Consider the following 24,320-nt stretch of genomic DNA (forward strand, 5'->3'; position numbering starts at 1 on the left):
GCCACTACTTGTTGCAAGCCATTTTACTGGAATTCAGTAAACGCTATAAACTATAAATTTAATAAACTACCTAAATTAATCAAGACATGTAAGCCATGTATTTTTGTATTACCCACTGTTTAACCTGCTGTCGTGGAATTTTTATACCATCACTCTTTAGCTGTTCAGGCAGTAAGTAACAGGCTACAGGCTGCTGAAATGAGGCAAGTTTATCCGAAAGCCAACTAGCAAGTGTCGTTGTAAGTTTAGGTGAGTTTGTTTCGATTACCATGACAGGCCGATGCCCGAATTCAGGATCAGGGACAGGAACAACAAAACTTTGCTGAATTTCGGGATGCAGGTTAATAACTCGCTCAATATCTTCCGGCTGAATACCTTCTCCACCGCTGAAAAACTGATTATCGAGACGCCCGAGAATACACAGTTCATCCCGCTTAAAAACACCCCGATCACGGGTTGAAAACCAGCCATTTTCGGTAAGCAGGGGCTGTAATTTCCCATCAGCCCAATACCCCATCGCAATGCTATCCGCCCTGATCTGTATCTCTTCATCCTGCAAACGGATCGCTTTTCCCGGCAATGGCATCCCTACCCCCGGTAAACCATCTGCACGCTTTGCGCAGACTGTTGAGGCCATTTCAGTCAGACCATAGCCACACCAACAGCGAATGCCCAGTTTTCCGGCCTGCTGAACAAGCTCCTGCGGAATCATCGCCCCACCCAGTAACACATCTTTTAAAGTCTGTTTATATTCACGTGGCTGAGACAGCCAACGCCACAACTGCGTTGGTACTAAGGAGGCATGAGTGGCACCGGATAACGCCTTATCCAGAGAGCGCATATCTTCTAATACCAATTCTGCACCTTTCAGTAGCCAGCGCCAGAGTATTCCCTGACCTGAAACATGGTATAAGGGCAGTGACAATAACCAACGATCATGTGAACCGAAATCAATACAGGAAAGAACGCCCTTTGCACTGGCAAAGTGGGCCTCTATAGAATGCACAACGGCTTTAGGTAGCCCGGAAGATCCTGAAGTCAGGATCATACTGGCCGGACGATGCTTACTCCATGAAATTAAGTCCCATGAAACTAAGTCCCGTGTAACACTTTTTCCTGACGTGACTGTAAACTTAGTTTGCCAGTTGAGTACCGTTGCCTGAATAACCGATGAAGGGGCATCGGTAAAATCAGCCACAAATGCCATATTCAGCCGGGGAAGTAATTCCACCAGCAAGGATTCGGGAAGTTGAGGATTCAGTGGCAATACTCTTGCTCCGCATTGTAGAGCCGCAAGGTAGCAGAGTAACAAATCGGTACTATTTTTCCCTCTCAGGATCACTCCACTCCCTTCTGATACCCCCTGTTGCCGGAAGCAATCTGCAAGAGTATTAATTTTTATCGCTAGCTGCTGCCATGTCAGGGTTTTTCCATACAACAAGGCAGCCTGTTTTTCCGGAGCACAAGCGGCCCAGTGATGCCACGGCCATTGGTTAAACGACACTAACGACATTCATGGCTCCATGCGATTTCCAGTTTGTCTGATTCAAGGCAAGGTATGTCACTGTCTGGCCAGCAACGAATAAGTTGTGACTGGATCAGATTCAGGGTATCTAACCCCGGAAGCGTATCCGGCGTTAACCAGTGTGCTAAACGGGCCAGTTGCGTCAGACCAAAACTGGTTTCAATACTTGAGCTTATAACAGCTTCCAATCCTGCCTGATGAGCTTCGGTAATGAATTGACGGCAACGGGCAATGCTGCCAACCAAAGTGGGTTTAATGATAATTGCAGCAACACCGGCTTCTGCTTTGACCGTGAAACCGTCTTCCCGGACACTTTCATCCCATGCGATAGCAATGCCTGTTTCGCGAGCAAAATCCAGTGACTCCTCACGGGTTTTGCAGGGTTCTTCAATGAAAGCGATACGCTGGCGATAATCCGGGTTGACATACTTGGCAAATCCATCGGCTTTAGTGCGTGTCCAACTCCGGTTAGCATCCAGTCTTAGTCGAAGCTCAGGCACAGCTTCCAATAAAACATTAGCGACCATGCCATCCCGTACAGCCTCGTATAGCCCTACTTTCACTTTCGCAATTTTCTGTCCGGTCATTTTTCCCAGATGCAGGATCACATCATCAGGATCGCCGGTACATAATGGTGCTTTGCGATAGTCAGCTTCTTCCGGTAATTCGCCCCGCAATTCAGCAAGCGCACAACTGATACCAAATGCAACAGAAGGTAATTCACTCTGTTCTGGTTCTTTATCTGCACCTTTTTCTGCCTGACACCAGTGTGTTAACCACGCTACTGCGGCTTGTTCTGCCTGCTCAAGTGTTTCACGACTGAATTCCGGCAACGGGGCAATTTCTCCCCAGCCGTGTTTCTCATTTTCCTGTATATGAACCAGAAAACCATCGCGGGTCTTCAGACGCTGATAGCGCAGGATAACACCTGCCTCCATCGGCAGGCTGTAGTGATAAAGAGTGGCTTTACGCATCATGGGTTACGTTTGAATTTACTGAAATCAGGGTGACGTTTTTCATTGAATGCGTTACGCCCTTCCTGCCCTTCTTCAGTCATATAAAACAGCATGGTGGCATTCCCGGCCAACTCCTGCAAACCCGCCTGTCCATCGCAATCGGCATTCAGTGCCGCTTTCAGGCAACGCAGCGCCATCGGGCTGTTTTCCAGCATTTCACGGCACCAGCGCACAGTTTCTTTCTCCAGATCAGCATAAGGAACGACTGTATTAACCAGCCCCATATCAAGTGCTTCCTGAGCATTATATTGTCGACACAGGAACCAGATTTCACGGGCTTTTTTCTGCCCGACAATCCGGGCCATATAAGACGCCCCCCAACCACCATCAAAAGAGCCGACTTTAGGGCCGGTTTGTCCGAAAACCGCGTTATCTGCGGCAATGGTCAGGTCACACATCAGATGCAGAACATGCCCGCCCCCAATGGAGTAGCCAGCAACCATAGCAACAACAGGTTTTGGGCAAGTACGGATCTGGCGCTGGAAATCCAGTACATTCAGATGATGTGTTCCCACATCATCCTGATAACCGCCGTAATCACCACGGATCTTCTGATCGCCTCCGGCACAGAAGGCTTTTTCTCCCATTCCTGTCAGAATAATTGTGCCGATGCTATCGTCATAGCGAGCATCTGCCAGCGCCTGAATCATCTCTTTAACCGTCAGAGGACGAAAGGCATTACGCACTTGTGGGCGATTGATCGTGATTTTGGCAATACCATCGGTAGATTTATGATAAAGAATATCTTCAAATCCATTGGAACAATCTTGCCAGTCAATCGGCGCATATAGTTTTTCTTCGCATGGGTAGAGCATGATTAAACGTCCTTAGCCAAAAAGTGATAAAAAGTGGTTCACTGCGGCGGAAAAACCCGCAGGATTACTACTGTGAACATTATGTCCAGACTGGGAAATTATTTTTACTGGCAATGCAAACTGCTGCGCTATTCCCTTAAATTTCTGATCATGTTCACCGCATAAATAAATAAAAGGCACTGCCATTTTTTGTAATTCCGGGATCAGATACGGCTGATGCCCAAGTGAGGTATTTTCCAGCATATCTGCAATACTGCTGCCCCTGTTCTGGCTACGAAGATGAATGAGCCTAAGACGCTGTGCCGGAGGTAAATCCGCAAAGACAGGCTGTTGATACCAATCCGCTAAAACTGTCGCTATCGGTTCTGAACGGAAGCGCTGTGCCCAGTTTTTGTCATGTAATAATCTGGCTTCACGTTCCTCTTGGGATAACAGCCCCGGGTTTCCACCTTCCACCAGAATTCCCTTTAACCCCTGCGCTGCCTGAGCTTGCGTCGCGTGATACATAGCAATCCGACCACCCAGTGAGTAACCAATTAACCAATAATCATGGATCTGATGCGCCAGTAAGGTTTTACTCAATAGCTCATTCATCTCTGCAAGGCCATCTTTATCAAAAACATCCGCAAGCGGCATATCGGCTGAACGACCATGACCGGGCAAATCAATGACCAAAGAAGGATACCGGTTGCAGGCACTGATAATAGGCTGCCATTCGTGGCCACATCCCAGCAGGCCATGCAGCCAAACTAACCATGGGCCTTGTTTATTCGTATTGAATGTCTGACAGGCCAGCTTCACAGTTCTGCCACTTGTTTCAATAACGTTTGCAGGCACATCGCACCTTCATTATCTGTCACATTTAATTCCACAACCGTTGCAGCATTTTGCAGCCATGACTGTTCAACAGCCTGTTTTAACTCAGGCCAACTTTGTGGAGCGCTATAATTCAGGCCAAACATAGCCGCAGCAGGGTTAAAACTGATATTTTGCGGCATACAATAAAACTGTTGGCGAGCTTCCTGTGGTGTAGGCAGTGATGAAAAAATCTGACCTCCATTATTATTGACGATAATCAGTACCATCGGTGATGAGACGTCACGTAATAAAGCCAGACTGTTCAGATCATACAGTGCCGAAATATCGCCGATAATCGCCAGAGTAGGTTGACCAGTTGCCCGTTGTACTCCGGCTGACGTTGCAATCAGCCCGTCAATACCACTGGCTCCGCGATTACTGTAAACCGGATAACCGACAGGAAGTTGCCCTAGCGCATCAATCAGGCGCACAACCAGACTATTGCCGACAAAGAGTTGCCCCTCTTCCGGTAATAACTGGTGCAACTGATGTGCAACCGCAGCCTCACTGAATTTACCCGACAGTTTTTCTGCCACGCATTCCGATGCCTTTTCTGACCATATTTTCAGTTCATTCGCCCAAAAAGCATTAGGGTGATCCGTTTGTGCAGGGTGCTCCTGTAACCACGCCGTGATATCACAGGTAAATTTGCGCCCCTGATGATTGGCAGGATCAAGCCTTCCCGCAATAGAATCGATAACCCAGTATTCCTCTGGCTGACATGCCGCCTGCCACTGTAATACTCGCTTTCCGGTCAGGCTGGAGCCAAACTGGATAACCAGTTCTCCTTTTGCCAGAATTTCTTGTGTACTAGGATGATTCAACCATAAATCAGCGCAGGGTAAAGGCTGGCCTGTCTGAGACAACACATCACCAATTAATGGCCATCCCATGTTTTTTGCCCACTGTGCAACAAGTTGCCCCTCTTCCGCTCGCATTCTCCCTGCCAGAACAACACCCCGTTTTTGTCGCCAGTCATTCCAGTCAGTAACGCTGGTTATCACGGTCATCATCGATTGCCGAAGCCACGGCTGATCGCCCTGCCACCAGTCTCCCAGAGTCTGTAACCATGACTGGTATTTATCATCATCACCATACAAAGGCTCTGCAAAAGGGCAGTTTATATGCAGCCCTCCCTGCCTGAGATCGGACATCGCATTATCAATCACAGAGACGAGCCAGCTGGCGGAAATATCCGTGGTTGGTCGCGGCAAAGAGAGTGTTTGTGATGGATGTGAAGCAAAAATACCGTGCTGGCGAATAGCCTGATTTGCGCCACAGTCAATCAATTCTGGCGGTCTGTCTGCGGTGAGAAATACCAGCCGTTCTCCGGTTAAACCAGCTTCAATCAGGGAAGGATAGAGATTGGCAACTGCGGTTCCTGATGTCACGATGACAGCAACGGGCTCCCCGCTCGCTTTTGCCAGCCCCAGCGCCAGATGGCCTAACCCTCGCTCATCAAAATGGGTATGGCATATCAGCTTACCGTTCTGAGCAGCAGCTTTCTTTACAACGGAAAGTTTTACAACGGAAAGTGTCAGTGGAGTAGAACGGGAGCCGGGAGCAATACACACATGACGCAAACCGTGACGGGTCAGTGCTTCCAGTAAAAGTTCCGCCCAACGACGGTTCAGTGCGCTGTTTGACATAGGATGTTCGAAACTTATTTAAAAAGAAAACTCATTATTTAAAAAAATGAATTATATAAGATATTTGCCGTTCTCATTCCCTTAAAAACACTTTCCTTGTGATAGTTCAAAGAAATATCATTTTATTGGCAAGGCTTATATACCCTATGGATTTCGCGTTACATCACGGCGGCACTAGAAAGAGGCAACGTGAAAGACGACGGGTATACATCTATTCCACCGCTAAATGACTTAGTAATGAGCGTAACCCCGCGGCCTTATTTTCAATTTCTATCCATTCTTGTTCGGGGTCTGAGCCGGAAACAATGCCTGCCCCGGCATACAATGACAATAAAGCGCCATCGATATACGCGCACCGCAACGAAACGGCGAATTCACTCTGCTCAAGCCCCAAATACCCGGCAGAGCCGGCGTACCAATCCCGGCGAAAAGGTTCATTCTCAGCCAAAAACTGCCGGGCGGCTTCCCGTGGCAGACCGGCAACAGCAGCCGTTGGTTGTAAACGTCTCAGGCAATCACTGTCCGAGACCTGATTTAAAAAACCATTAATATGTCTGCGCAAGTGTTGGACTTTACGTAAACGAATGACATCAGGCGGAGCAACATCGATTGCTGTCACACCTCCCTGCAAACGCTGGCAAATATCATCCACCACAATCAAATTTTCATGCTGGTTCTTTTTATCTTTTAATAACCATTGTCCCAGTTCTTCTGCTTTTTGATCGTCGTCAGAATTTATAGTTGTTCCCGCCAGAGCTTCAGTAAATAACTGTCGCTGGTGGCGGAAATAGAGCCGCTCGGGCGTGGAAGCAAGGAAGGCCCGTGTATCACTGAAAGCAAGCATGAAGTGATAACAATGATGATTCACCTCACGGCTGGCTGCCATAAATTGTCCCGCTTGCAAAGGCATATCCAGCATGAGTTCTGTTTTTCGAGCCATGACCACTTTTTCCATTTTCTTGCGGGTAATGGCATCCAGAGCCTGCTCCAGCAATGTATTCCACTGCTCACATTCGGGCCTGTGCGTGGTATTTAAAATCGTTACACGAGATAATTGGAATGGCTGGCGGGGTGCGATTTTTCTGAGAAAAGAATCAATGTTATCGATATCAGCCAGCCCATCAATATTCAGATATAAATAAGTGGCCTGATGACAACGACGTATTTCTATTTGTGGCAAGAACAGATAATTTTCTTCATTATCTGTATTTTCTTCCTGTTCCCACGCGTTCAAGCCCCAAATACGCATTTGAGGAAATTGAGCATGTTGGTTTAAGAAACTCTCTGCTTGAACGGCATTCTTGAAGAGGCGAATTTGCCCACAGGCAACAACTTCTTCATGTCCATCGCGATGTTGCCAGTAAAATTGTGGGTAATGCGGCTGAGCAGCCAACCATTCCAACCAGTCAGTCTCACCGGTGACAGAGAGCGGAAAACTGAACGACTGAATACCCACTTCGCTAACACTTTTGGCACGGAGAGTTTCGCATACATTAGCGATAATGCTGGCAATCTGATCCACAATTTTCCTCACTAACTACATAATAAAAGGCAGGATTATACGAACCAGCCGGAATTATTAAAGTACTTATTGTTTATATGGTTGTTAACGTGGTTAATTTCGGGGAAGGCATTCAATGTTAAATTCGCTATTCTTTATCGATTCCCTGTGTTTTTTGATCAAAAAAATCGAGCACAATATCACTCATTCCAATGGGTAAAACCACCGATCATGCATCATCCCTCTCAGATAAAAGAGATTTAATTTTCAAAATAAACAACACAAAGCCTAAATACCATATTTAATCATAAAAACAGATATTTTTTATAAAACAACCGTCGCAAAATAATATAGACCATATTCGAAAAATTGATGAAGATAAAAGTAGAACAAATACAATCAAGATTTACTTAAAACAGTAAAACGAATCATCAATGAAGAATATCAATACTGTTAATAAATATATTTTATTAATTCTAAATTAAATGAACTTATTTAATTATAAATTACCATAAGAAAAATCTTAAAATAATAACAAATTGATTTTTAAATTAATTTATTTATTACAAATAAATGTAACAAGCTGATATTACTTATTCTAAGTGTAATAATATGGCGGAATAAAATTAATTACATTTTATTTATAGCTTTTCATGAATTAGCCATTGATATAAAGTCACACAATACGTATTATTTCGCCTCTTCAAAAATGAAGAAACAAAAAATTTTTCTTAATCTAAATTCAATCTTACTTCGTCTGATTCTGCTGTTTTATAAATAAGCAGTATAAAAGGGGATGTCGTGCTATATCTTTATTTTAAGCCGATAGGCTTTCATAGATATCGGTATAAACTATTATCGTTATTCGTATCACTAAGTTGCCTAATAACGTCAGAAGCCGCCAAAGCGGATTATGACGAGTTAATCCTGCAAGCCAGAAATGGCAATACCATCCCCATGCTTGAATATATTCGTCAAGAAGAAAAGCGGCGGAAACTTTCGCCTTCTCAGGTTGCTGACTGGTTACAAATTGCAGGCTGGGCGGGGCGGGATAATGAAGTTATTGCGCTTTGGCAACGCTATCATTCTATGGAATTACCCGCCAGAGGCATTGCTGCCGCGGCGCGGGCTTACCGCAATCAGCGCCAATGGACACAATCCGTCCAATTATGGCATCTGGCCTCTGTCCTTGAAGAACGAGATCACGATCTAAAGGCAGGCCTGATTATGACGCTGGCAGATGCCAAACGGGACAATGAAGCCCGGCGGCTGGCAAAAAGGTTACTGGCACAACATCCTAATGCCGCTAATTACCGTTTAATGGCCTATGTTGATGAAGCAGCCGGGCGCACATGGGATGCCATGGAGATGCTCTCCACCGCCCATGAGCGTTTCCCCAATGATAAAAATACCACTCACGATTACCTGTTCAGTCTGAAAAACAACCGTATTAATGGCCCTGCATGGCTTTTAGAACAAGAATATACCTCGAAATTACAATTATCCCCGGGTCAACAACGCAGGCTGGAAGCCGATGCCGCGGCTGAATTAGTGCGTCTTGCTATAATCCCTAATCGCAGTGAAACAGAACGGTTTGATATTGCTGACAGAGCACTTGCCCGTTATGAGCATATGCTCAATGCGTGGCGTGAACATCCTGATACCCAGCAGGATTATCGACGAGCCAGAATTGATCGCCTTGGGGCATTACTTGCCCGCTTTCGGACACAGGAACTTATTGAAGAATATTTACGCCTGCAACAACCGTCATCAACGGAAGAAAACACAGAAATACCGGATTATGCCCATAAGTGGGCTGCGGCAGCCTATCTGAATCTTCGCCAGCCAGATAAAGCAAGAAACATTCTGCGTCCGCTGAGTTATCCGAACGGGAAATACCCGGATAAAGAAATTTCGACTTCCCATATCACACTGGAAGATGACAGCGTGCTTTTTTATTCCGATGTGGAAAGCGAACATTTAAATGAAGCTCAAAAACTCGCTGCCAATATCAAACAACGTAATGTTTATATGGTTAATGTTTACGGTTCTCCAATCCGGGTTCCTAATGATGGCTGGTTGCAAGGGCAGCAATTTCTGGCGGAATCAGCACAACTTAATGAAGATTTACCTGAAGCTGAAAAGCGCTTTACGCATTTAGCCCGTACAGCCCCTTCCAACCAAAAATTGCGTCTCGATCTGGCCGCAATCTGGCTGGATCGAGGCTGGCCTCGTCGGGCAGAAAGTGAGTTAAAACAGGCTGAAGGGCTTGATCACCGTAATTTATCACTGGAAATCCAGCAAGGTTATACCGCTTTAGCACTGCAGGAGTGGAAACAGGTTGATTTACTGGCTGATGATGTCATCTCCCGCGCACCAGAGAATGTGCTGGGCAAACGTTTTAACCGCCTGCGCAATGTTCATCATATGTCAGAGCTGCGTGTCAGAGTTAATCAGGGCATTGATTCAGACAGCCCCACCAGCGGTAAAAGCAGTTCAGACATCGATGCTGTAATTTATAGCCCTCCCATTAACGATAACTGGCGTCTGTTTGCCGGTGGTGCATATAACCGCGCTCAGTTCGGCGAAGGCCGTGGATTAAACCTTGATTTACGTGGCGGTTTAGAATGGCGGGCACGGGATATCTGGCTGGAAGGTGAGGTTTCTGGCCGCAATTATCGTCACGGTAATAAGGTCGGCCTGCGTTTTGCAGGATGGTACGATTTTAATGATGAATGGCGTTTGGGCGGATCAGCAGAACGGCGGGCACGAAACACTCCCCTGCGAGCATTAACCAATAATATTTACGCTAATGGCGGGCAAATCTATAGCCGCTGGAGATACAGCGAACGCAGCCAGTGGAGTGCCAGTTTTGCGCCCTCCTTTTTTTCCGATGGTAATAACCGGTTTGCTTATGCCATCAACGGAATGCAACGCATCTATACCGCGCCTTATCTGAAACTCGATGCGACTTTGGAAGTCGGTACAACCCATAACAGCAAGCAAAATACCCCCTATTTTAATCCCAAAAATGATTTTACCCTGCTCCCGGCGTTGGAAGCGGATCACATCATTTATCGGCATTATCAGACCGTCTGGAGCCAGCAACTCACAACAGGCATCGGCGAATACTGGCAGAAAGATTATGGCGGAGGGCTGATAACTACGGTCAGTTATGGGCAACGTATTAAGTGGAATGATGTTGTGGATGCAGGCGTGAGGCTCACGCTGGATAAACGCCCTTATGACGGTAGACGCGAAAAAAACCTGCAAGCTGCTTTTGATTTAACGTATCGGTTCTAAAGGATTTTCTATGACTTTTAACGTAATTCGCTATTGGTTAATGATTTCAGCTTTGCTGGTTAGCCTGTTTATTTCTCAACTCAGTGTCACGGCCCATGCCGGAAAGCCTGATTTCGTTCCACCGGCGGAACGCCCTTTATCGATGAACGAACGCCCCTGGCCCCATAACAGTTTTGTTGTTCTGGCTTATCATGATGTTGAAGACGATGGTGCTGACCAACGCTTTATGTCTGTCCGTACCAGTGCGCTGAATGACCAATTTGCCTGGCTGCACGCCAATGGCTACCAACCTATTACCGTTGATCAGATCCTCACGGCTCATCAGGGGGGAACACCACTGCCGCCTAAAGCCGTACTGCTCACTTTTGATGACGGTTACAGCAGTTTCTATCACCGCGTATTTCCTTTACTGAAAGCCTACAACTGGCCTGCTATTCTCGCTCCTGTCGGTATTTGGGTTGATGCTCCCGCAGGAAAACCGGTAAATTTTGGTGGTCTGCAAGTACCGCGGGAACGTTTTACCACTTGGGCACAGGTCGCCGAAATGTCCCGTTCCAGTCTGGTGGAAATTGGCTCACATACTTATCAGCATCATTACGGTGCTCTTGGTAACCCACAAGGGAATACCGAACCTGCCGCTGCTACCCGAATCTACGACCCCAAAACAGGCAAATATGAAACTGAGAAGGCATTCCGCCAGCGTATGGAGCAGGATGTTAAGACCATCACACAGCGGATCATTTCAGCTACAGGTAAAAAGCCGCGTGTCTGGGTCTGGCCTTACGGTATTGACAGTGGTGTCACGCTGGATATAGCAAAGCAGCACGGTTATAAACTGGCGTTGACTCTCGATACCGGTCTGGCTAATGCCAACAATCTGGATAATGTTCCGCGGATCTTGCTGACAAATAACCCAACACTGAAAGAGTTCGCTGAACAGGTTATTCAGGTTCAGAATAAATTCCCGCTGCGTATCGCCCATATTGATCTGGATTATGTTTATGACCCTGACCCTGTTCAGCAGGCAAGAAATCTCGACAAACTGGTACAGCGTGTTGCCGACCTCGGTATTAACACGGTTTTCCTACAGGCTTTTGCGGATCCTACAGGCGATGGCACTGTACGTGAACTGTACTTCCCGAATCGCTGGTTGCCAATGCGGGCCGATTTATTTAATCGGGTTTCATGGCAGATACACAGCCGGTTAAATATCGATGTCTATGCATGGATGCCGGTTCTGGCATTTGAATTAGAGCCTTCTCTGCCCCGTGTATTGAGCTATGACAAAAATAACGGTGAGTTATCCGTAAACAAAGCTCAATACCGCCGGTTATCGCCTTATAACCCGGAGAACCGCCGCAGAATCAAAGAGATTTATCAGGATTTAGCGGCGCATTCCATTTTTCAGGGGGTGCTGTATCACGATGATGCCATCATGTCAGATTTTGAGGATGCCGGCCCGGATGCCATCAGGGTTTATCAGCGGGAAGGCTTTCCTGCATCCGTTGCCGAAATTCGTCAGGATCCAGAACAATTCGCCCGCTGGAGTCGCTTCAAGAGCCGCTACCTGACCGATTTCACTCAGGAACTGACCGAAGCCGTAAAATCCGTCCGGGGCTATCAGGTAAAAACTGCCCGTAATATTTTTGCGCTACCGATTCTGGAACCGGACAGTGAAGAGTGGTTTGCCCAGAATCTGGATGATTTTCTTGCCCATTATGACTGGGTTGCACCGATGGCGATGCCATTAATGGAAAATATCCCGCTGTCAAAAAGTCATCAGTGGCTTTCCCGTTTAGTGAAAGCTGTCGCCCAGCGTCCTGATGCACTCAGTAAAACCGTATTTGAACTGCAAGCCGTTGACTGGCGCAAACCATCCGATAAAAGAATGATATCAGGCGAACAACTCGCTGAATGGATGCGCCAGTTACAGCTGAATGGTGCTCAAAATTTTGGTTACTACCCTGATGACTTTATTAATAATCAACCAGAAATGAACTCGATCCGTCCTGTTCTTTCCTCAGAATGGTATCCACTCAATGATTGACCGTATTCTTGCTTTTATTGTGCTTTGTATTGTTTTGAGTATTCCCATCGGCATTGCCATCACCTTTACCGGTGAGGTTATGCTGAACTTTGTGTTTTTCTGGCCGCTGTTTATGTCTGCCATCTGGATTTCAGGTGGGGTTTATTTCTGGTTTTATCGTGAAAGGCACTGGAAACAAAATGGTGAGCCACCTCACTTAGAAGGCGAGCCGCTGATATCCATTTTGATCCCCTGCTATAACGAAGGCCCGAATGTGCGTGAGACACTACAGGCAGCACTGAATCAGCGCTATCCCAATATTGAAGTGATCGCAATCAATGACGGTTCAACCGACAGCACCGCCCATGAACTTGATGATATGGCGAAACAGCATAGCGCTCTGAGAGTGATACATCTGAAACAGAATCAGGGGAAAGCTACCGCGCTTCAGGCCGGAGCTGCCGCTGCCAACAGTGATTATCTGGTTTGTATTGACGGCGATGCTCTGTTAGATCGTGATGCCGCCGTATGGTTGGTGAAACCGATCGTTGATCATCCCCGTGTTGGTGCGGTAACCGGTAACCCTCGGATCCGTACCCGCTCTACGCTGGTTGGCCGCATTCAGGTAGGGGAATTTTCTTCTATCATTGGCCTTATCAAACGAACTCAGCGAATTTACGGTCAGGTATTTACCGTTTCCGGTGTGGTCGCTGCTTTTAACCGCCGTGCTCTTGCCGATGTGGGTTATTGGAGCAACGACATGATTACAGAAGATATTGATGTCAGTTGGAAATTGCAATTACGTCATTGGTCCGTCTTCTTTGAGCCTCGGGCTATCTGCTGGATCCTGATGCCGGAAACACTTCGTGGATTGTGGAAGCAGAGATTGCGCTGGGCGCAGGGTGGGGCTGAAGTCTTTCTCAAAAATCTACGGAAACTCTGGGCTTGGGAATATCGCCGTATGTGGGTTTTATTTGCCGAATTCTGCTGTTCGGTAATCTGGTCATTTACCTTTGCCCTTTCGATTATATTGTTCTTCCTCGGCATGTTTATCACATTACCTGAAACCATTCGGGTCTATACCCTTTTCCCGCCCGGCTATACCGGGTTGGTATTAGCCGCAACCTGTCTAATTCAGTTTACTATCAGCCTGTTAATTGAACGACGCTATGAAAAACACGTTGCATCATCACTTTTCTGGGTGATCTGGTATCCCGTCGTATATTGGATGCTTAACCTGTTTACGACACTGGTCTCTTTTCCCAAAGTTATGCTTAAAGTTCACCGCAAACGCGCCCGTTGGGAAAGCCCTGACCGTGGAATAGAGAGAATAGAATAATGAAAGATCCATTAATATTTACAGAGCAGAAATTATTACCTCGTCTTATTGATATCGCACTGACTATTTTCGCGTGGTGTGGATTTGTCTATTTATTCATTTCGGGGTTATTTAATTCACCCCATCATGGCCCTAAGCCTGTTATGTCTATATTCAGTTCAGAGTTAAGCTCAATTGCTCTCTATATCATTGTCGCTATATTCAATGCACTTCTGCTGATCGGCTGGGCAAAGTATAATCAGATTCGTTTTCGTATTGAACGCCGTCGCCATCGGCCTACATTAAACCATGATGAGATTGCAACAAGCTTTTCTTTGGAAGAGAGAATAATAGACAAATTAAATCAAGGCAAAGTATCTGATATTACTTATGATCATCATGGGCACATAATAGGAGTCACTGGAAAACCAAATTAATCAATAAAGAAAATAGTTTTTATCACTCTTTCTCTATTACTTAATCGATTTTTCAACCTATCTCATACTCTATTATTTACAACCGGTGATTAATGAATTTTGTACAGATCACCATGATGAGATAGGTTCTATACCCAATATATTGAGAATGACATCCCTACGTTGCGGATAACCATATATTAATAAAAAAAGTAACTGAAATGAATAAATACAACCAACAAAGAAGCGACTTGAAAGACTAAGTGTATATTAATGACTGTTAATAATATGAAAGATAAAAATGGGATCCCGTTATGTGCTTAATTGAATGGACTCTTTTTGTTATCAAACATTGCGCTTCCAAATTATTTTTACGGGTACTGACGATTGTATGTATAACCATGGTGATATGTAATTCAATAGTAACAGCTATGCCTGATGCTAAAGAAAAAATAAAAATCAATGAAAATGTTGTGCGTGTCGTCTCTGGCATTATCAGTTATACATATTGGCCAGTCACACGCTCAACATTACATTTATGCCTGATACCCCCCTCTAAATACATTCGTGTTTTAAAAAATATTAATCTGTTTCCTGATGAAATAGAATTACGGATAGAAATTCTGAATTTCAATACAGAACAATTAGTCGATAAGTGTGATATTATTTACTACGGTCAGATTGACCCTATACTTCAACATCAAGTATTTAATCAGAAAAATAATAAACCACTTCTTACTATTGCTGAACAAAACCAACACTGTGAAATCGGCAGTGCATTCTGTCTCAATATAGATAGCACACAAACAACGTTTAACCTTAACCTCGATATTTTGACTCGCAGTGGTATACGCGTAGATCCAAATGTCCTGCAATTGGCTCGCAAGGCGGAATAACTGTATGAAAAAGCGTTATTCATTAATGCCATCACGCCCGACATTACGTCAGACTGTTCACCGTATCCATCTGATCATTACTGTTGTGACATTATCCGTTGTCGGTCTGTTTCTTTCTTTACTGGCACTGTTTGCCATGCAGAAATATGCTGAAAATAATCTGAAACAGATGTCATCGACAATAGCCCATACCGTACAGGCAGCGGTGGTATTTAATGATAAAACGGCTGCAAACGAAATATTGGAAATGATTGCTGCCCACGATAGTTTTACCGAAGCAAAGATTTTCGATGCAAAAAATCAGGTGCTAGCCAGCTGGCATACCAACCAAATAACACGCACCGGTAATTTTCAAAAGCTGATTGAATACTGGATATTCCCAGAACCCGTCACATTTCCCATTTATCACCACCAACAACAAGTTGGTTCAGTCTGGTTAACCGGCAACAGTGAACACATCACTAAATTTATCTATCAGGCCTTACTGGTACTGTTTGCCTGCTTACTGATCAGCGCCATACTTTCACTCTACCTTTCCCTGCGCATGCATGACGGCGTTGTCAGAACACTACAAAACATTGCCAGTGTTGCCCATGATGTCCGTCAGCGGCGGGCATTTTCACAACGGGTGCCTTCCGCTCAGATTGCAGAACTACATGAACTCAGCCAGGTTTTTAATCATCTGCTGGAAGAGCTGGAGGAGTGGCAGCACCATTTACAAACGGAAAAAGCCGCTTTGACGTGGCAGGCACAACACGATTCTCTCACGACATTACCCAACAGAGCTACTTTTGAGCGTGTTCTGTCCACAGTGATGACTGACAAATTCATGCGGGAGAGTGCTGCAATCTTATTTATTGACGGGAATCGACTCAAATATGTCAACGATGTTTATGGGCATGCCGCAGGCGATCACGTCCTGATCACAATTGCCGATACGTTAAAAACGAAAGTCAGGAAAACAGACACTGTCGCCCGACTCGGTGGTGATGAATTTGCTATTTTATTACCTTCAGCCAGTTTAGAAGATGCTGAACGGATCGCCAAAAATATCATTCATGCGATGGATACACCAATTCAGCTTCCCAGCGGCCAGCAACTACGTATCACACTCAGCATTGGTATTGCTCTATCAAATGGTGCTTTAACAGCAGAACAGTTACTGTCTGAAGCAGATGCCGCCATGTATCACATCAAACAACGGGGCGGTGGCTGGTACTCCGCTGACACAACAAACGTAAACTACTTATCGAGAAATTCATCATGATAAAAAAACACGCTTTTATATTAATGATTTCATTGATTGGCCCTTTTCTTCTCAGCGCCTGCCAACATACAGGCAAACTGACAACAGAACAAATCAAAGTCCTCAAGCAACAAGGATTTCAACAAACAGATGAAGGATGGCTATTTGGTCTGTCAGAAAAAGTTCTCTTCGGTAATAACCAATTTCACTTGCAACCTGAAGGGGAAGAAAAATTGAAAAAGCTGGCGGCTGTTTTATCTAAAACAGGCATTGAGCATGCTCGCCTTGATGGTCATACAGATAACTACGGTGAACTGAACTATAACAACCAGCTCTCGCTAAGACGGGCTAACACTGTTGCAGATGCCCTGACACGAGGAGGAATGAGCAGATCCAATCTGGAAACCCGTGGATTGGGGCCAAACCAGCCTGTTGCGGATAATCGCAGTTCAAAAGGAAGGGCAGAAAACCGTCGGGTGGCGATTGTGATTACAGCACAATAAACGCCTAATAGATTTCAAGATATCACTTAAAATATGAGAAGAATAAATAAAAGAAGGAATAATCTGGCAAAAGATTGACATTAATCAATAAAATAATTTAATTATTTCACCAAGGATGGAAACAATAATCGGTTTATTTTAATTACTGCCACCGATTACGTAATTTGTTGCTCAATTCTTGCTATATAAATATATCTATAGTTCCTGTCTTCAATATCTTCCTGTAAGATAGCCAACGTTATTTTTCAAGCAAACAGTCATTTTTTATCAGCAGCAAGCTCACAAAATTTTACAAATCTAGACAGTAAGACTACTGTTGGATGATGGGCTTTATCAAAAAGGAGAAATGATGGGGCTGAATTTTAAATCATACCGAACGTTGTATCGGGCATTTGTGGTACTATTCATCGCCATCACTCTGAGTGCTGGTAATCTATTATGGAAAGTAGTTTCTGATTATCAGAATAATATCAAGCCTGATACAGAATTAGAGTGGGTTTTGCTGACACTGGCAATACTCATACTTTTATACGCCATCGTTTTATATAAATACACCAAAACTGTTATTCTTCCAGATTATCAATTTAAAAAAGCCATTAAAAACAAACAATTTATTCCTTATGTTCAGCCTATTATCTGTAGTAAAAACAACGCCCTTATCGGGTGTGAAATTCTTGTTCGCTGGCAACACCCAAAACAAGGTTTAGTAGAGCCTAAAAATTTTATCGCGCAAATTGAAAGATCAGATCTCATTATTCCCTTAACACAGAACTTAATTACTCAAGTTCGTGATTTTTTTACCTCTTTCGCCGAAAAGCTACCACCAAATTTTCACTTTAATTTCAATATCAGTGCAAAACATTATGAAAATAATGAATTAGTTGAGGATTGCCGAAACTTTCTACAGGCATTCCCCGAAGACGCAATTCATCTGATATTAGAAATTACCGAGAGAGAATTACTTGAGCCGGATGCACACATAATCGAACTATTTAATAAATTAGATAAATTAGGTGTATTAATCGCTTTAGATGATTTTGGCACAGGTCACTCTAATCATGCTTATTTACAAAAACTGAACGTTAATGTGGTAAAAATAGGTCATAATTTCATTAGCAGAATGAATAGCGATATGTTTTCAAAGCATATTGTTGAAAATATTATTGACCTCGCTTTACGGCTTAATTTAGAAATTGTTGCAGAAGGAGTTGAAGACCAAAAACAGGTAAACCAGCTGAAAAACTATTCTGTCAATTACCTACAAGGTTATTACTTTGATCGCCCTATATCACCGGAAGCATTTGTTAAAAAATGGTTAACTTGAATCATGTGGCACTACTTAAAACAGTGAACTTGAAACCCATAGCAAATAGAGATTCATCATACTTTTCCTGAAATTACTTTCTTTTCATTCTCACTGATCAAGATTGGTAATTGATGTAAAAAAATATAACCATCATGTTGAAACTCAATGAGTGTTTTTTTCGTAGGAGAAATAAAAAACGCATCTCCATTGAAGAAACATTCTGAGTTTTTATTTAAATAATCACTGACAAATATTTCGACATATCTGATATCCATAAAATAAACCTCGTCTTTTATATAAGAGTTATCATTAATGATAAAAACGTCATCTGAAAGGTATCTTTTAAAATTCACGTTCTCTAATATTTTAGTATCAGATTGTTTTTCCCAATTCTCTATTTTGCCCAGAAATTTAAATCTACCCTCCAGTGAAAAACTGATATAACTTAATAAGATAAGCTCGCCACCAATGATAGGTTGTAACATGCGATCCGCTTTATCCATCGTATACTTATTATAGCTTTCCATTTTATTATTTTTTATTCCGTCAAATTTACTATAAATCACAATACATAAAATGATTCCATTCTTCCACCTCGTTTAAAGGCATTTTTGGCCTCATTTAAACCCATAGAATTAGCACCTCCAGCAAGATTATGGTGTTTGTATTGCACAAGATCATCTTTCCAGTGACAAATATCTCAGATGATATATTCACCTGAAAGAGCTGAGATCTCATTTTCACAGCATGGGTAAGGAATTTTTTGATTCATATTTTATCATTTTACTGTTTTATCAACTAATTAACTTAAAATATAATTTCAAAACTTATGACTGAGAACAGTGAAAGTCAAAAAATAAAATAATATAATTAGGTTGTTAAATATGATTTTCAGCAATTAAATCTACTTAACTCTAACATTAATAAAAACTAATGCTCTTGTTAATAACACAATAAAATTGTCGTTTTTTCTATTTTATGGTACATAGGTCCGTTTATCTATACACGGCTTAAGGAACTGGCATGATAAAAAAACTCTTCGACATTCTTTCCATTTTCGGGAAAAAAGACGTCTCTGCCACAGAAAACTATCTACAAGAAGCTCTATTACCTCTTGCTACATTTGAGCAAATACTTCCCAAAAAAGCACTTGATTATATTCTGACAGGTCAAGATCCTAACGTATTTCACGAATTAAACAAGATAGATGCTATCAAAGCTGCTACTTTGCTCAATAAACCAGGAACATTAGATTGGTGGTATAGCGGAAATGTGAATACTGGGCAATATGACAAAATAATGTCCCAATCAATAAAAGCCCGTCATCAATTATATGCCAAAGTCGGGGGGGAATTTACTGCAGAACAAACCGTCCGTTTTGCTAAAGTGATCGCTGCAGCTTGTCAGGATATTAATATCAAAATGACAACAACAGAACTCCCATCATGGGTACTGTATCTGTTAGGCGATGCATTCCACACCACCTATGAAAATGTCAGCAATCTTAACATCGCATTACGCAATGGGTGGACAATGGCTTTGATTGCTAAAATGATCAATGAAGGAACAGAGAAAACAGGCCCTAACGCTCTATTTGCGATATTTGATCGCAAGGATATCGCAGACAATCATACTAAAAATCTGAATAGACTTTATAAAATAACTGATTTAAAAGATTTTATTATCGAACATCAAGATTTTGTTCGTCAGACATTAGTAGATAAATTATCAACCAATGGACAAGTCGAGTTCGTTAATTATCTAAATCATAATAACGATCTACGAGATCATTTTGCTGATGTAATCGTATTGTTATCTACTAGCCCACATAAATCTGTTCGTAAAATTGCAGAGCCGATCCTAAATACCTTACCATCTGAAATAGTAAGGCAATATTTAAGCCAAACATTATTTAATGGTACTCCAAAACAGCGCATACAAGCTGCAGACCTGTTCGCACGTCAGGGTGATAATCGCAATGTACTGGAAGAAGCGCTAAAAACCGAAAAAAGCAAATCTGTTATCAAGGGTATTGAAAGCGCTTTATTACGTTTTACTGTAATAGATGAGGCTATTAATCAGGAAAAGTTAGAATTACCCTCTTTTACACCATTGGAAGACACTCCACTACCAGAAAGTGCCAGAGAAATTCTGGTTGCTAATTTCCATGAAATGCTAGCTAGCGCATTAGAAAGAGCTGAATATGAAATAGAAGACAATAAAAATTCTAATTATTCATCTAACTGGGCTCAGCGCCAATATAAAGATTTGCGTAAATTAAGCAATGAGAAGTGCCGTGCATTACTCGATAAACTCAATGGTGAAAAGGGTTATTTTAATTCAGAAGAAGTTCAGGTAATTAAACATAAAAATAGAATCACAAACCTTCCTGAGTTTACTTTATTTCATGCTGTTCGTCTGGCTACTCATAATTGTGAGCATGACCGAAGTTTTAGTGGTTATCATTTTACTGGAAACATACCAGAAAGAATAATTGCTAATCTTGAACTACGCCATGTCGAAGACGTCTTAGCACAATGCCATTTTAATAATTCCGCCAGAACTACCGCTGAATTTTGTTTGGAATCCTCCATTGGGCATCGCCTTTTCCCTCGTCCTGAGCAAATATGGCCATTCTATTACCAAAACCCGGGTTATATCGCTGAAGCATTAGGCTTAATGCCTAATAAAAGTCAAAATCGTTATCGGATGTTCGAAATTTCATGTGCTATTGATGTTCTCGCCACCTATCCGGCATTACCAACACAATTTATTCCTCGCATTATGGAATTAGCTTTGGGCCAACATAAAACTCACCGAGTTTCTGCCCAGCAATTGTTGGAAACAATAACAAATATTCATGAAACTGTTCAAGAAGGGTTAAAATCGGCAAAGCAAGAAATCCGTGTTACAGCGATTGAGTGGTTGACTCGCATAAAAAATCCAGCATCCATTCCCCATCTTTATGCGCTACTAAAAAAAGAGAAACGGGAAATTGTCTGTGCAGCACTACTCACTGCATTAGAAGAGTTTGGTGAAGATATCTCTGGATACCTGTCACCAGAGATATTATTAGAAGATGCGCAAAAAGGGTTGAAAGGAAAAATACCTGCAAGTCTAAGTTGGTTTAATTTCAATACATTGCCAGCACTAACCTGGAAGAATAAACATCCCGTCGACCCTGCTATTTTCCATTGGTGGATAGTTCTTGCCGTTAAACTGAAAATGCCATCGGGTAACGCACTACTACAGCGTTATATCAGTCTATTATCCCTCGAAAGCCAACAAAAAATCGGAAATTTTATCTTACACAGCTTCGTTGCTCAGGATGTTAAAGGCCCATCCTTAGAGGAGGCTATGGATGAAGCGCAACGTGAAGCACCATCACGCTTAAATAATTATAAGTCTTGGGCAAAGCGCTATCCGGAACACTACAGCAAATATGAAAATTTCACCTTAGAGCAAGTAATAGAAGAAATTAAAAACGAAGTTTTGCGGCGTTATTGTGGCTCAGCAATCAGTGACAAAGGAATGTTAGCTCTCATTTGCAATATTGAAGGACACGTTGCAATCCCTGTTTTACGTAACTACATGCGTGATCATTACCAGCGTCGTGCCCAGATTGAAGCCATTCTGACTGCAATATCCACCAGCAATGACCCGCTGATTATTCAGCTTCTGCTGTCACTTTCTCGCCGTTATCGTACCAGTTCAATACAGGAAAAAGCGCGTGAATTAGTTACCCAAATCGCTGAGCGTAACGGTTGGAGTGCCGATGAACTGGCTGACAGAACTATTCCAAGCGCAGGATTGAACGAAACAGGTACGCTGGTACTTGAATACGGGGAACGAACTTTCACGGCTCGTCTGAATACTAAACAAAAGTTAGCCTTGTTTAATCCTGAAGGGAAAGAGATCAAAGCCCTGCCAGCAGCTCGTCATAATGAGAATGAAGAACAGATTAAAGAAACAAAGAAACTATTTACTGCCAGCAAGAAAGAGTTGAAACAGGTTATAGAATTACAGACGGCTCGTCTCTATGAAGCCATGTGTGCTCAACGTCAATGGCGAAGCAGCGATTGGCAGGAGTATATTCTCTCTCATCCAGTTATGCATAAATTAATCGAACAGCTTGTATGGCAAGAAGTGAGAGATGGAGAGGTCATCAACCAATTCCGCCCTTCTGACGACGGCTGCTTACTGAATCTAGACGATGATGAGATTTCTTTACGAAATGATTCAAATATCCAGCTTGCACATTCAGCATTAGTCAGCGAAGAAGATCGCAAAGCATGGCTTGCTCACTTCAAAGATTACAAGGTGAAGTTCCTTTTCTCACAAATGGAAAACAAAATTCCTGAACTGGATTTGACAAAAACCGAAATTGAAGATCGTAAAGGCTGGGTTACTGATACCTTCACTCTACGTGGCATTTTAACAAAAATGGGCTATCAACGTGGTCCAATACAGGATGCAGGCTCATTCGATCATTATTATAAGCATTTCTCCAGCCTGAATTACTACGTCAATATTGAATTCAGTGGTAGTTATGTACCTGAGGAAAATATCCCTGCGGTATTGTTTAGCTTAAGTTTCAGCAAGAATCACCTGTATTACTGGGAGAAAAACAATATTACGCTTAAAGATGTTCCACCTATCTTACTGGCAGAAAGTTATTCAGATTACCTGAAGCTTGCTGAAGCCTGTGTAGGATTTGACCCTGAATGGGAAAAGAAAACACCTTGGTAATAATAAGTTGGATGCCATTCATTGGCATCCATTGATGAATCATTTTAGGGAAAAACATAGGTAAAAAATGCTACCTGAACAAAATATTATCCGCGAAAGTGCTGAGATTCACTTTACTGATGAATTGGAACGTCTAACTAAAGCAGATGAAAATAATCCTAAACCACAAGGCTGGCTACGCTCCCCTCGGGCAGTGCGTCAGTTTATTCTTGGTGATGAAGAACTCAATATTACACCAAAGTTTTTCGGTGATGATGCGTTGGTAGACCGTGCCATTGTAACCCTGCTTGGAAAGCAAGGCTTAATGCTGGTCGGCGAACCGGGAACAGCAAAATCCATGTTATCAGAGCTCTTCGCTGCTGCAATTAGTGGAGACTCTGGATTAACCATTCAGGGCACCGCAGGAACAACAGAAGATCATATTAAATATTCGTGGAATTACGCATTACTATTAGCTGAAGGACCAACAGAAAAAGCATTGATAGGCTCACCACTTTATCAGGGTATGTTACAGGGAAAAATAGTCCGTTTTGAAGAAATCACCCGCTGCCCACCGGAAATTCAGGATGTATTAGTTTCGCTGATGTCCGAAAAACAACTGATGATACCTGAAATGGGAGAAGGTGCCCGTATCAACGCCAAACAAGGCTTTAATCTGATTGGCACAGCCAACTTACGCGATCGGGGTGTTCATGAAATGTCTTCGGCACTTAAACGTCGTTTCAATTTTGAAACCGTCAAGCCAATTCAGGATCCAGCATTTGAAATTTCCCTCATCCATTCACAATTAGAAAAAGAGCTGGGTGATCTTGCTGCTTCTGTAACTATTCCCACCAGTGTCATTGAATTACTGGTCACCACTTTTCAGGAATTACGCTCAGGGAATACTCAGGATGGTGGCAATATCAAAACACCAGACGCCGTTATGTCTACTGCGGAAGCAGTAAATATCGCTTATGCCTGCGCACTGGAAGCACATTATCTGGGAAATAATGTACTAAATGGTGGCGCAATTGCCCGGCAGTTGATCGGTGTTGTTTTAAAAGATAATCCTGATGATATCAAACGGATGCGTTACTACATGGATAACATAGCAAGAGAACGGGCCAAACAGGATGAAGATTGGAAAGCATTTTTTAATGCTTCCCGTGAATTTTGGCAGTAACAGAATGGCAGAGCATGCTCTGCCTTCT

Annotated in this window: 18 protein-coding genes; 10 read left to right on the forward strand and 8 right to left on the reverse strand. The window is 43.0% G+C overall.

Going from position 1 to position 24,320, the window contains the following annotated elements:
• Nucleotides 1–79 precede the first annotated feature (79 nt).
• From menE to menF, 6 genes are all read right to left on the reverse strand, one after another.
• On the reverse strand, nt 80–1,513 hold the full coding sequence (gene menE, locus AAC855_RS00625) for an o-succinylbenzoate--CoA ligase (protein ID WP_340607732.1): 1,434 nt from the start codon (nt 1,511–1,513) through the stop codon (nt 80–82).
• Nucleotides 1,504–2,499: an o-succinylbenzoate synthase gene (menC, locus tag AAC855_RS00630; protein WP_340607906.1), complete on the reverse strand. Its 996-nt coding sequence runs from the start codon at nt 2,497–2,499 to the stop codon at nt 1,504–1,506. Before menC ends, menE begins: the two co-directional genes overlap by 10 nt.
• Nucleotides 2,499–3,356 (reverse strand): 1,4-dihydroxy-2-naphthoyl-CoA synthase, encoded by an 858-nt coding sequence (gene menB / locus AAC855_RS00635; RefSeq protein ID WP_340607733.1) that lies wholly within the window; start codon nt 3,354–3,356, stop codon nt 2,499–2,501. The genes menC and menB overlap by 1 nt, the downstream gene beginning before the upstream one ends.
• 12 nt (nt 3,357–3,368) lie before the next feature.
• Nucleotides 3,369–4,157: a 2-succinyl-6-hydroxy-2,4-cyclohexadiene-1-carboxylate synthase gene (menH, locus tag AAC855_RS00640; protein WP_340607907.1), complete on the reverse strand. Its 789-nt coding sequence runs from the start codon at nt 4,155–4,157 to the stop codon at nt 3,369–3,371.
• Entirely contained in the window at nt 4,154–5,863 is a 1,710-nt protein-coding gene (menD, locus tag AAC855_RS00645; protein WP_340607734.1) for a 2-succinyl-5-enolpyruvyl-6-hydroxy-3-cyclohexene-1-carboxylic-acid synthase, read from the reverse strand. The genes menH and menD overlap by 4 nt, the downstream gene beginning before the upstream one ends.
• 211 nt (nt 5,864–6,074) lie before the next feature.
• On the reverse strand, nt 6,075–7,385 hold the full coding sequence (gene menF / locus AAC855_RS00650) for an isochorismate synthase MenF (RefSeq protein WP_340607735.1): 1,311 nt from the start codon (nt 7,383–7,385) through the stop codon (nt 6,075–6,077).
• Between the two features lie 780 nt (nt 7,386–8,165).
• Here menF and pgaA point away from each other — a divergent pair.
• The 8 genes from pgaA (at nt 8,166) to AAC855_RS00690 (ending at nt 18,396) form a co-directional block, all read left to right on the forward strand.
• Nucleotides 8,166–10,667, forward strand: a complete 2,502-nt coding sequence (pgaA, locus tag AAC855_RS00655; RefSeq protein ID WP_340607736.1) for a poly-beta-1,6 N-acetyl-D-glucosamine export porin PgaA — start codon at nt 8,166–8,168, stop codon at nt 10,665–10,667.
• A gap of 10 nt (nt 10,668–10,677) precedes the next feature.
• The gene (pgaB, locus tag AAC855_RS00660; protein ID WP_422824330.1) at nt 10,678–12,714 is read left to right on the forward strand and encodes a poly-beta-1,6-N-acetyl-D-glucosamine N-deacetylase PgaB; all 2,037 of its coding nucleotides are present in this window, start codon (nt 10,678–10,680) and stop codon (nt 12,712–12,714) included.
• Nucleotides 12,707–14,032 carry a poly-beta-1,6-N-acetyl-D-glucosamine synthase gene (gene pgaC, locus AAC855_RS00665; RefSeq protein WP_340607737.1) on the forward strand — a complete coding sequence of 442 codons (1,326 nt, stop codon included), beginning with the start codon at nt 12,707–12,709 and terminating at the stop codon, nt 14,030–14,032. The genes pgaB and pgaC overlap by 8 nt, the downstream gene beginning before the upstream one ends.
• On the forward strand, nt 14,032–14,448 hold the full coding sequence (gene pgaD, locus AAC855_RS00670) for a poly-beta-1,6-N-acetyl-D-glucosamine biosynthesis protein PgaD (RefSeq protein WP_340607738.1): 417 nt from the start codon (nt 14,032–14,034) through the stop codon (nt 14,446–14,448). The genes pgaC and pgaD overlap by 1 nt, the downstream gene beginning before the upstream one ends.
• A 410-nt stretch (nt 14,449–14,858) precedes the next feature.
• Nucleotides 14,859–15,323: a regulatory sequestration protein YfiR gene (yfiR, locus tag AAC855_RS00675; RefSeq protein ID WP_340607739.1), complete on the forward strand. Its 465-nt coding sequence runs from the start codon at nt 14,859–14,861 to the stop codon at nt 15,321–15,323.
• Nucleotides 15,324–15,327: 4 nt separating this feature from the next.
• On the forward strand, nt 15,328–16,590 hold the full coding sequence (gene dgcN / locus AAC855_RS00680) for a diguanylate cyclase DgcN/YfiN (protein ID WP_340607740.1): 1,263 nt from the start codon (nt 15,328–15,330) through the stop codon (nt 16,588–16,590).
• Nucleotides 16,587–17,072 carry an outer membrane lipoprotein YfiB gene (gene yfiB, locus AAC855_RS00685; RefSeq protein ID WP_340607741.1) on the forward strand — a complete coding sequence of 162 codons (486 nt, stop codon included), beginning with the start codon at nt 16,587–16,589 and terminating at the stop codon, nt 17,070–17,072. The genes dgcN and yfiB overlap by 4 nt, the downstream gene beginning before the upstream one ends.
• Before the next feature lie 346 nt (nt 17,073–17,418).
• Nucleotides 17,419–18,396 carry an EAL domain-containing protein gene (locus AAC855_RS00690; protein WP_340607742.1) on the forward strand — a complete coding sequence of 326 codons (978 nt, stop codon included), beginning with the start codon at nt 17,419–17,421 and terminating at the stop codon, nt 18,394–18,396.
• Between the two features lie 56 nt (nt 18,397–18,452).
• On the opposite strand, the gene AAC855_RS00695 is transcribed toward AAC855_RS00690, so the two are convergent.
• Together AAC855_RS00695 and AAC855_RS00700 are read right to left on the reverse strand one after the other, a co-directional pair.
• A complete protein-coding gene (locus tag AAC855_RS00695; RefSeq protein WP_340607743.1) occupies nt 18,453–18,944 on the reverse strand; it encodes a hypothetical protein in 492 nt (163 codons plus the stop codon).
• The gene (locus tag AAC855_RS00700) at nt 18,941–19,075 is read right to left on the reverse strand and encodes a CPCC family cysteine-rich protein (protein ID WP_340607909.1); all 135 of its coding nucleotides are present in this window, start codon (nt 19,073–19,075) and stop codon (nt 18,941–18,943) included. The genes AAC855_RS00695 and AAC855_RS00700 overlap by 4 nt, the downstream gene beginning before the upstream one ends.
• Nucleotides 19,076–19,401: 326 nt before the next feature.
• Here AAC855_RS00700 and AAC855_RS00705 point away from each other — a divergent pair, with 326 nt between their 5' ends.
• Both AAC855_RS00705 and AAC855_RS00710 read left to right on the forward strand, forming a co-directional pair.
• Nucleotides 19,402–23,127 (forward strand): DUF4132 domain-containing protein, encoded by a 3,726-nt coding sequence (locus AAC855_RS00705; RefSeq protein ID WP_340607744.1) that lies wholly within the window; start codon nt 19,402–19,404, stop codon nt 23,125–23,127.
• A 67-nt stretch (nt 23,128–23,194) separates the two neighbouring features.
• The gene (locus AAC855_RS00710; protein WP_340607745.1) at nt 23,195–24,292 is read left to right on the forward strand and encodes an ATP-binding protein; all 1,098 of its coding nucleotides are present in this window, start codon (nt 23,195–23,197) and stop codon (nt 24,290–24,292) included.
• Nucleotides 24,293–24,320: the final 28 nt, after the last annotated feature.

This window comes from Xenorhabdus bharatensis, assembly GCF_037996705.1.
Lineage (GTDB): Bacteria > Pseudomonadota > Gammaproteobacteria > Enterobacterales > Enterobacteriaceae > Xenorhabdus > Xenorhabdus bharatensis.

Coding starts and splice junctions, on each gene's coding strand:
- menE (WP_340607732.1), bottom strand. CDS start 1,513: ATGTCGTTAGTGTCGTTTAACCAATGGCCGTGGCATCACTGGGCCGCT.
- menC (WP_340607906.1), bottom strand. CDS start 2,499: ATGCGTAAAGCCACTCTTTATCACTACAGCCTGCCGATGGAGGCAGGT.
- menB (WP_340607733.1), bottom strand. CDS start 3,356: ATGCTCTACCCATGCGAAGAAAAACTATATGCGCCGATTGACTGGCAA.
- menD (WP_340607734.1), bottom strand. CDS start 5,863: ATGTCAAACAGCGCACTGAACCGTCGTTGGGCGGAACTTTTACTGGAA.
- pgaB (WP_422824330.1), top strand. CDS start 10,678: ATGACTTTTAACGTAATTCGCTATTGGTTAATGATTTCAGCTTTGCTG.
- pgaC (WP_340607737.1), top strand. CDS start 12,707: ATGATTGACCGTATTCTTGCTTTTATTGTGCTTTGTATTGTTTTGAGT.
- pgaD (WP_340607738.1), top strand. CDS start 14,032: ATGAAAGATCCATTAATATTTACAGAGCAGAAATTATTACCTCGTCTT.
- yfiR (WP_340607739.1), top strand. CDS start 14,859: ATGCCTGATGCTAAAGAAAAAATAAAAATCAATGAAAATGTTGTGCGT.
- dgcN (WP_340607740.1), top strand. CDS start 15,328: ATGAAAAAGCGTTATTCATTAATGCCATCACGCCCGACATTACGTCAG.
- yfiB (WP_340607741.1), top strand. CDS start 16,587: ATGATAAAAAAACACGCTTTTATATTAATGATTTCATTGATTGGCCCT.
- AAC855_RS00690 (WP_340607742.1), top strand. CDS start 17,419: ATGATGGGGCTGAATTTTAAATCATACCGAACGTTGTATCGGGCATTT.
- AAC855_RS00705 (WP_340607744.1), top strand. CDS start 19,402: ATGATAAAAAAACTCTTCGACATTCTTTCCATTTTCGGGAAAAAAGAC.
- AAC855_RS00710 (WP_340607745.1), top strand. CDS start 23,195: ATGCTACCTGAACAAAATATTATCCGCGAAAGTGCTGAGATTCACTTT.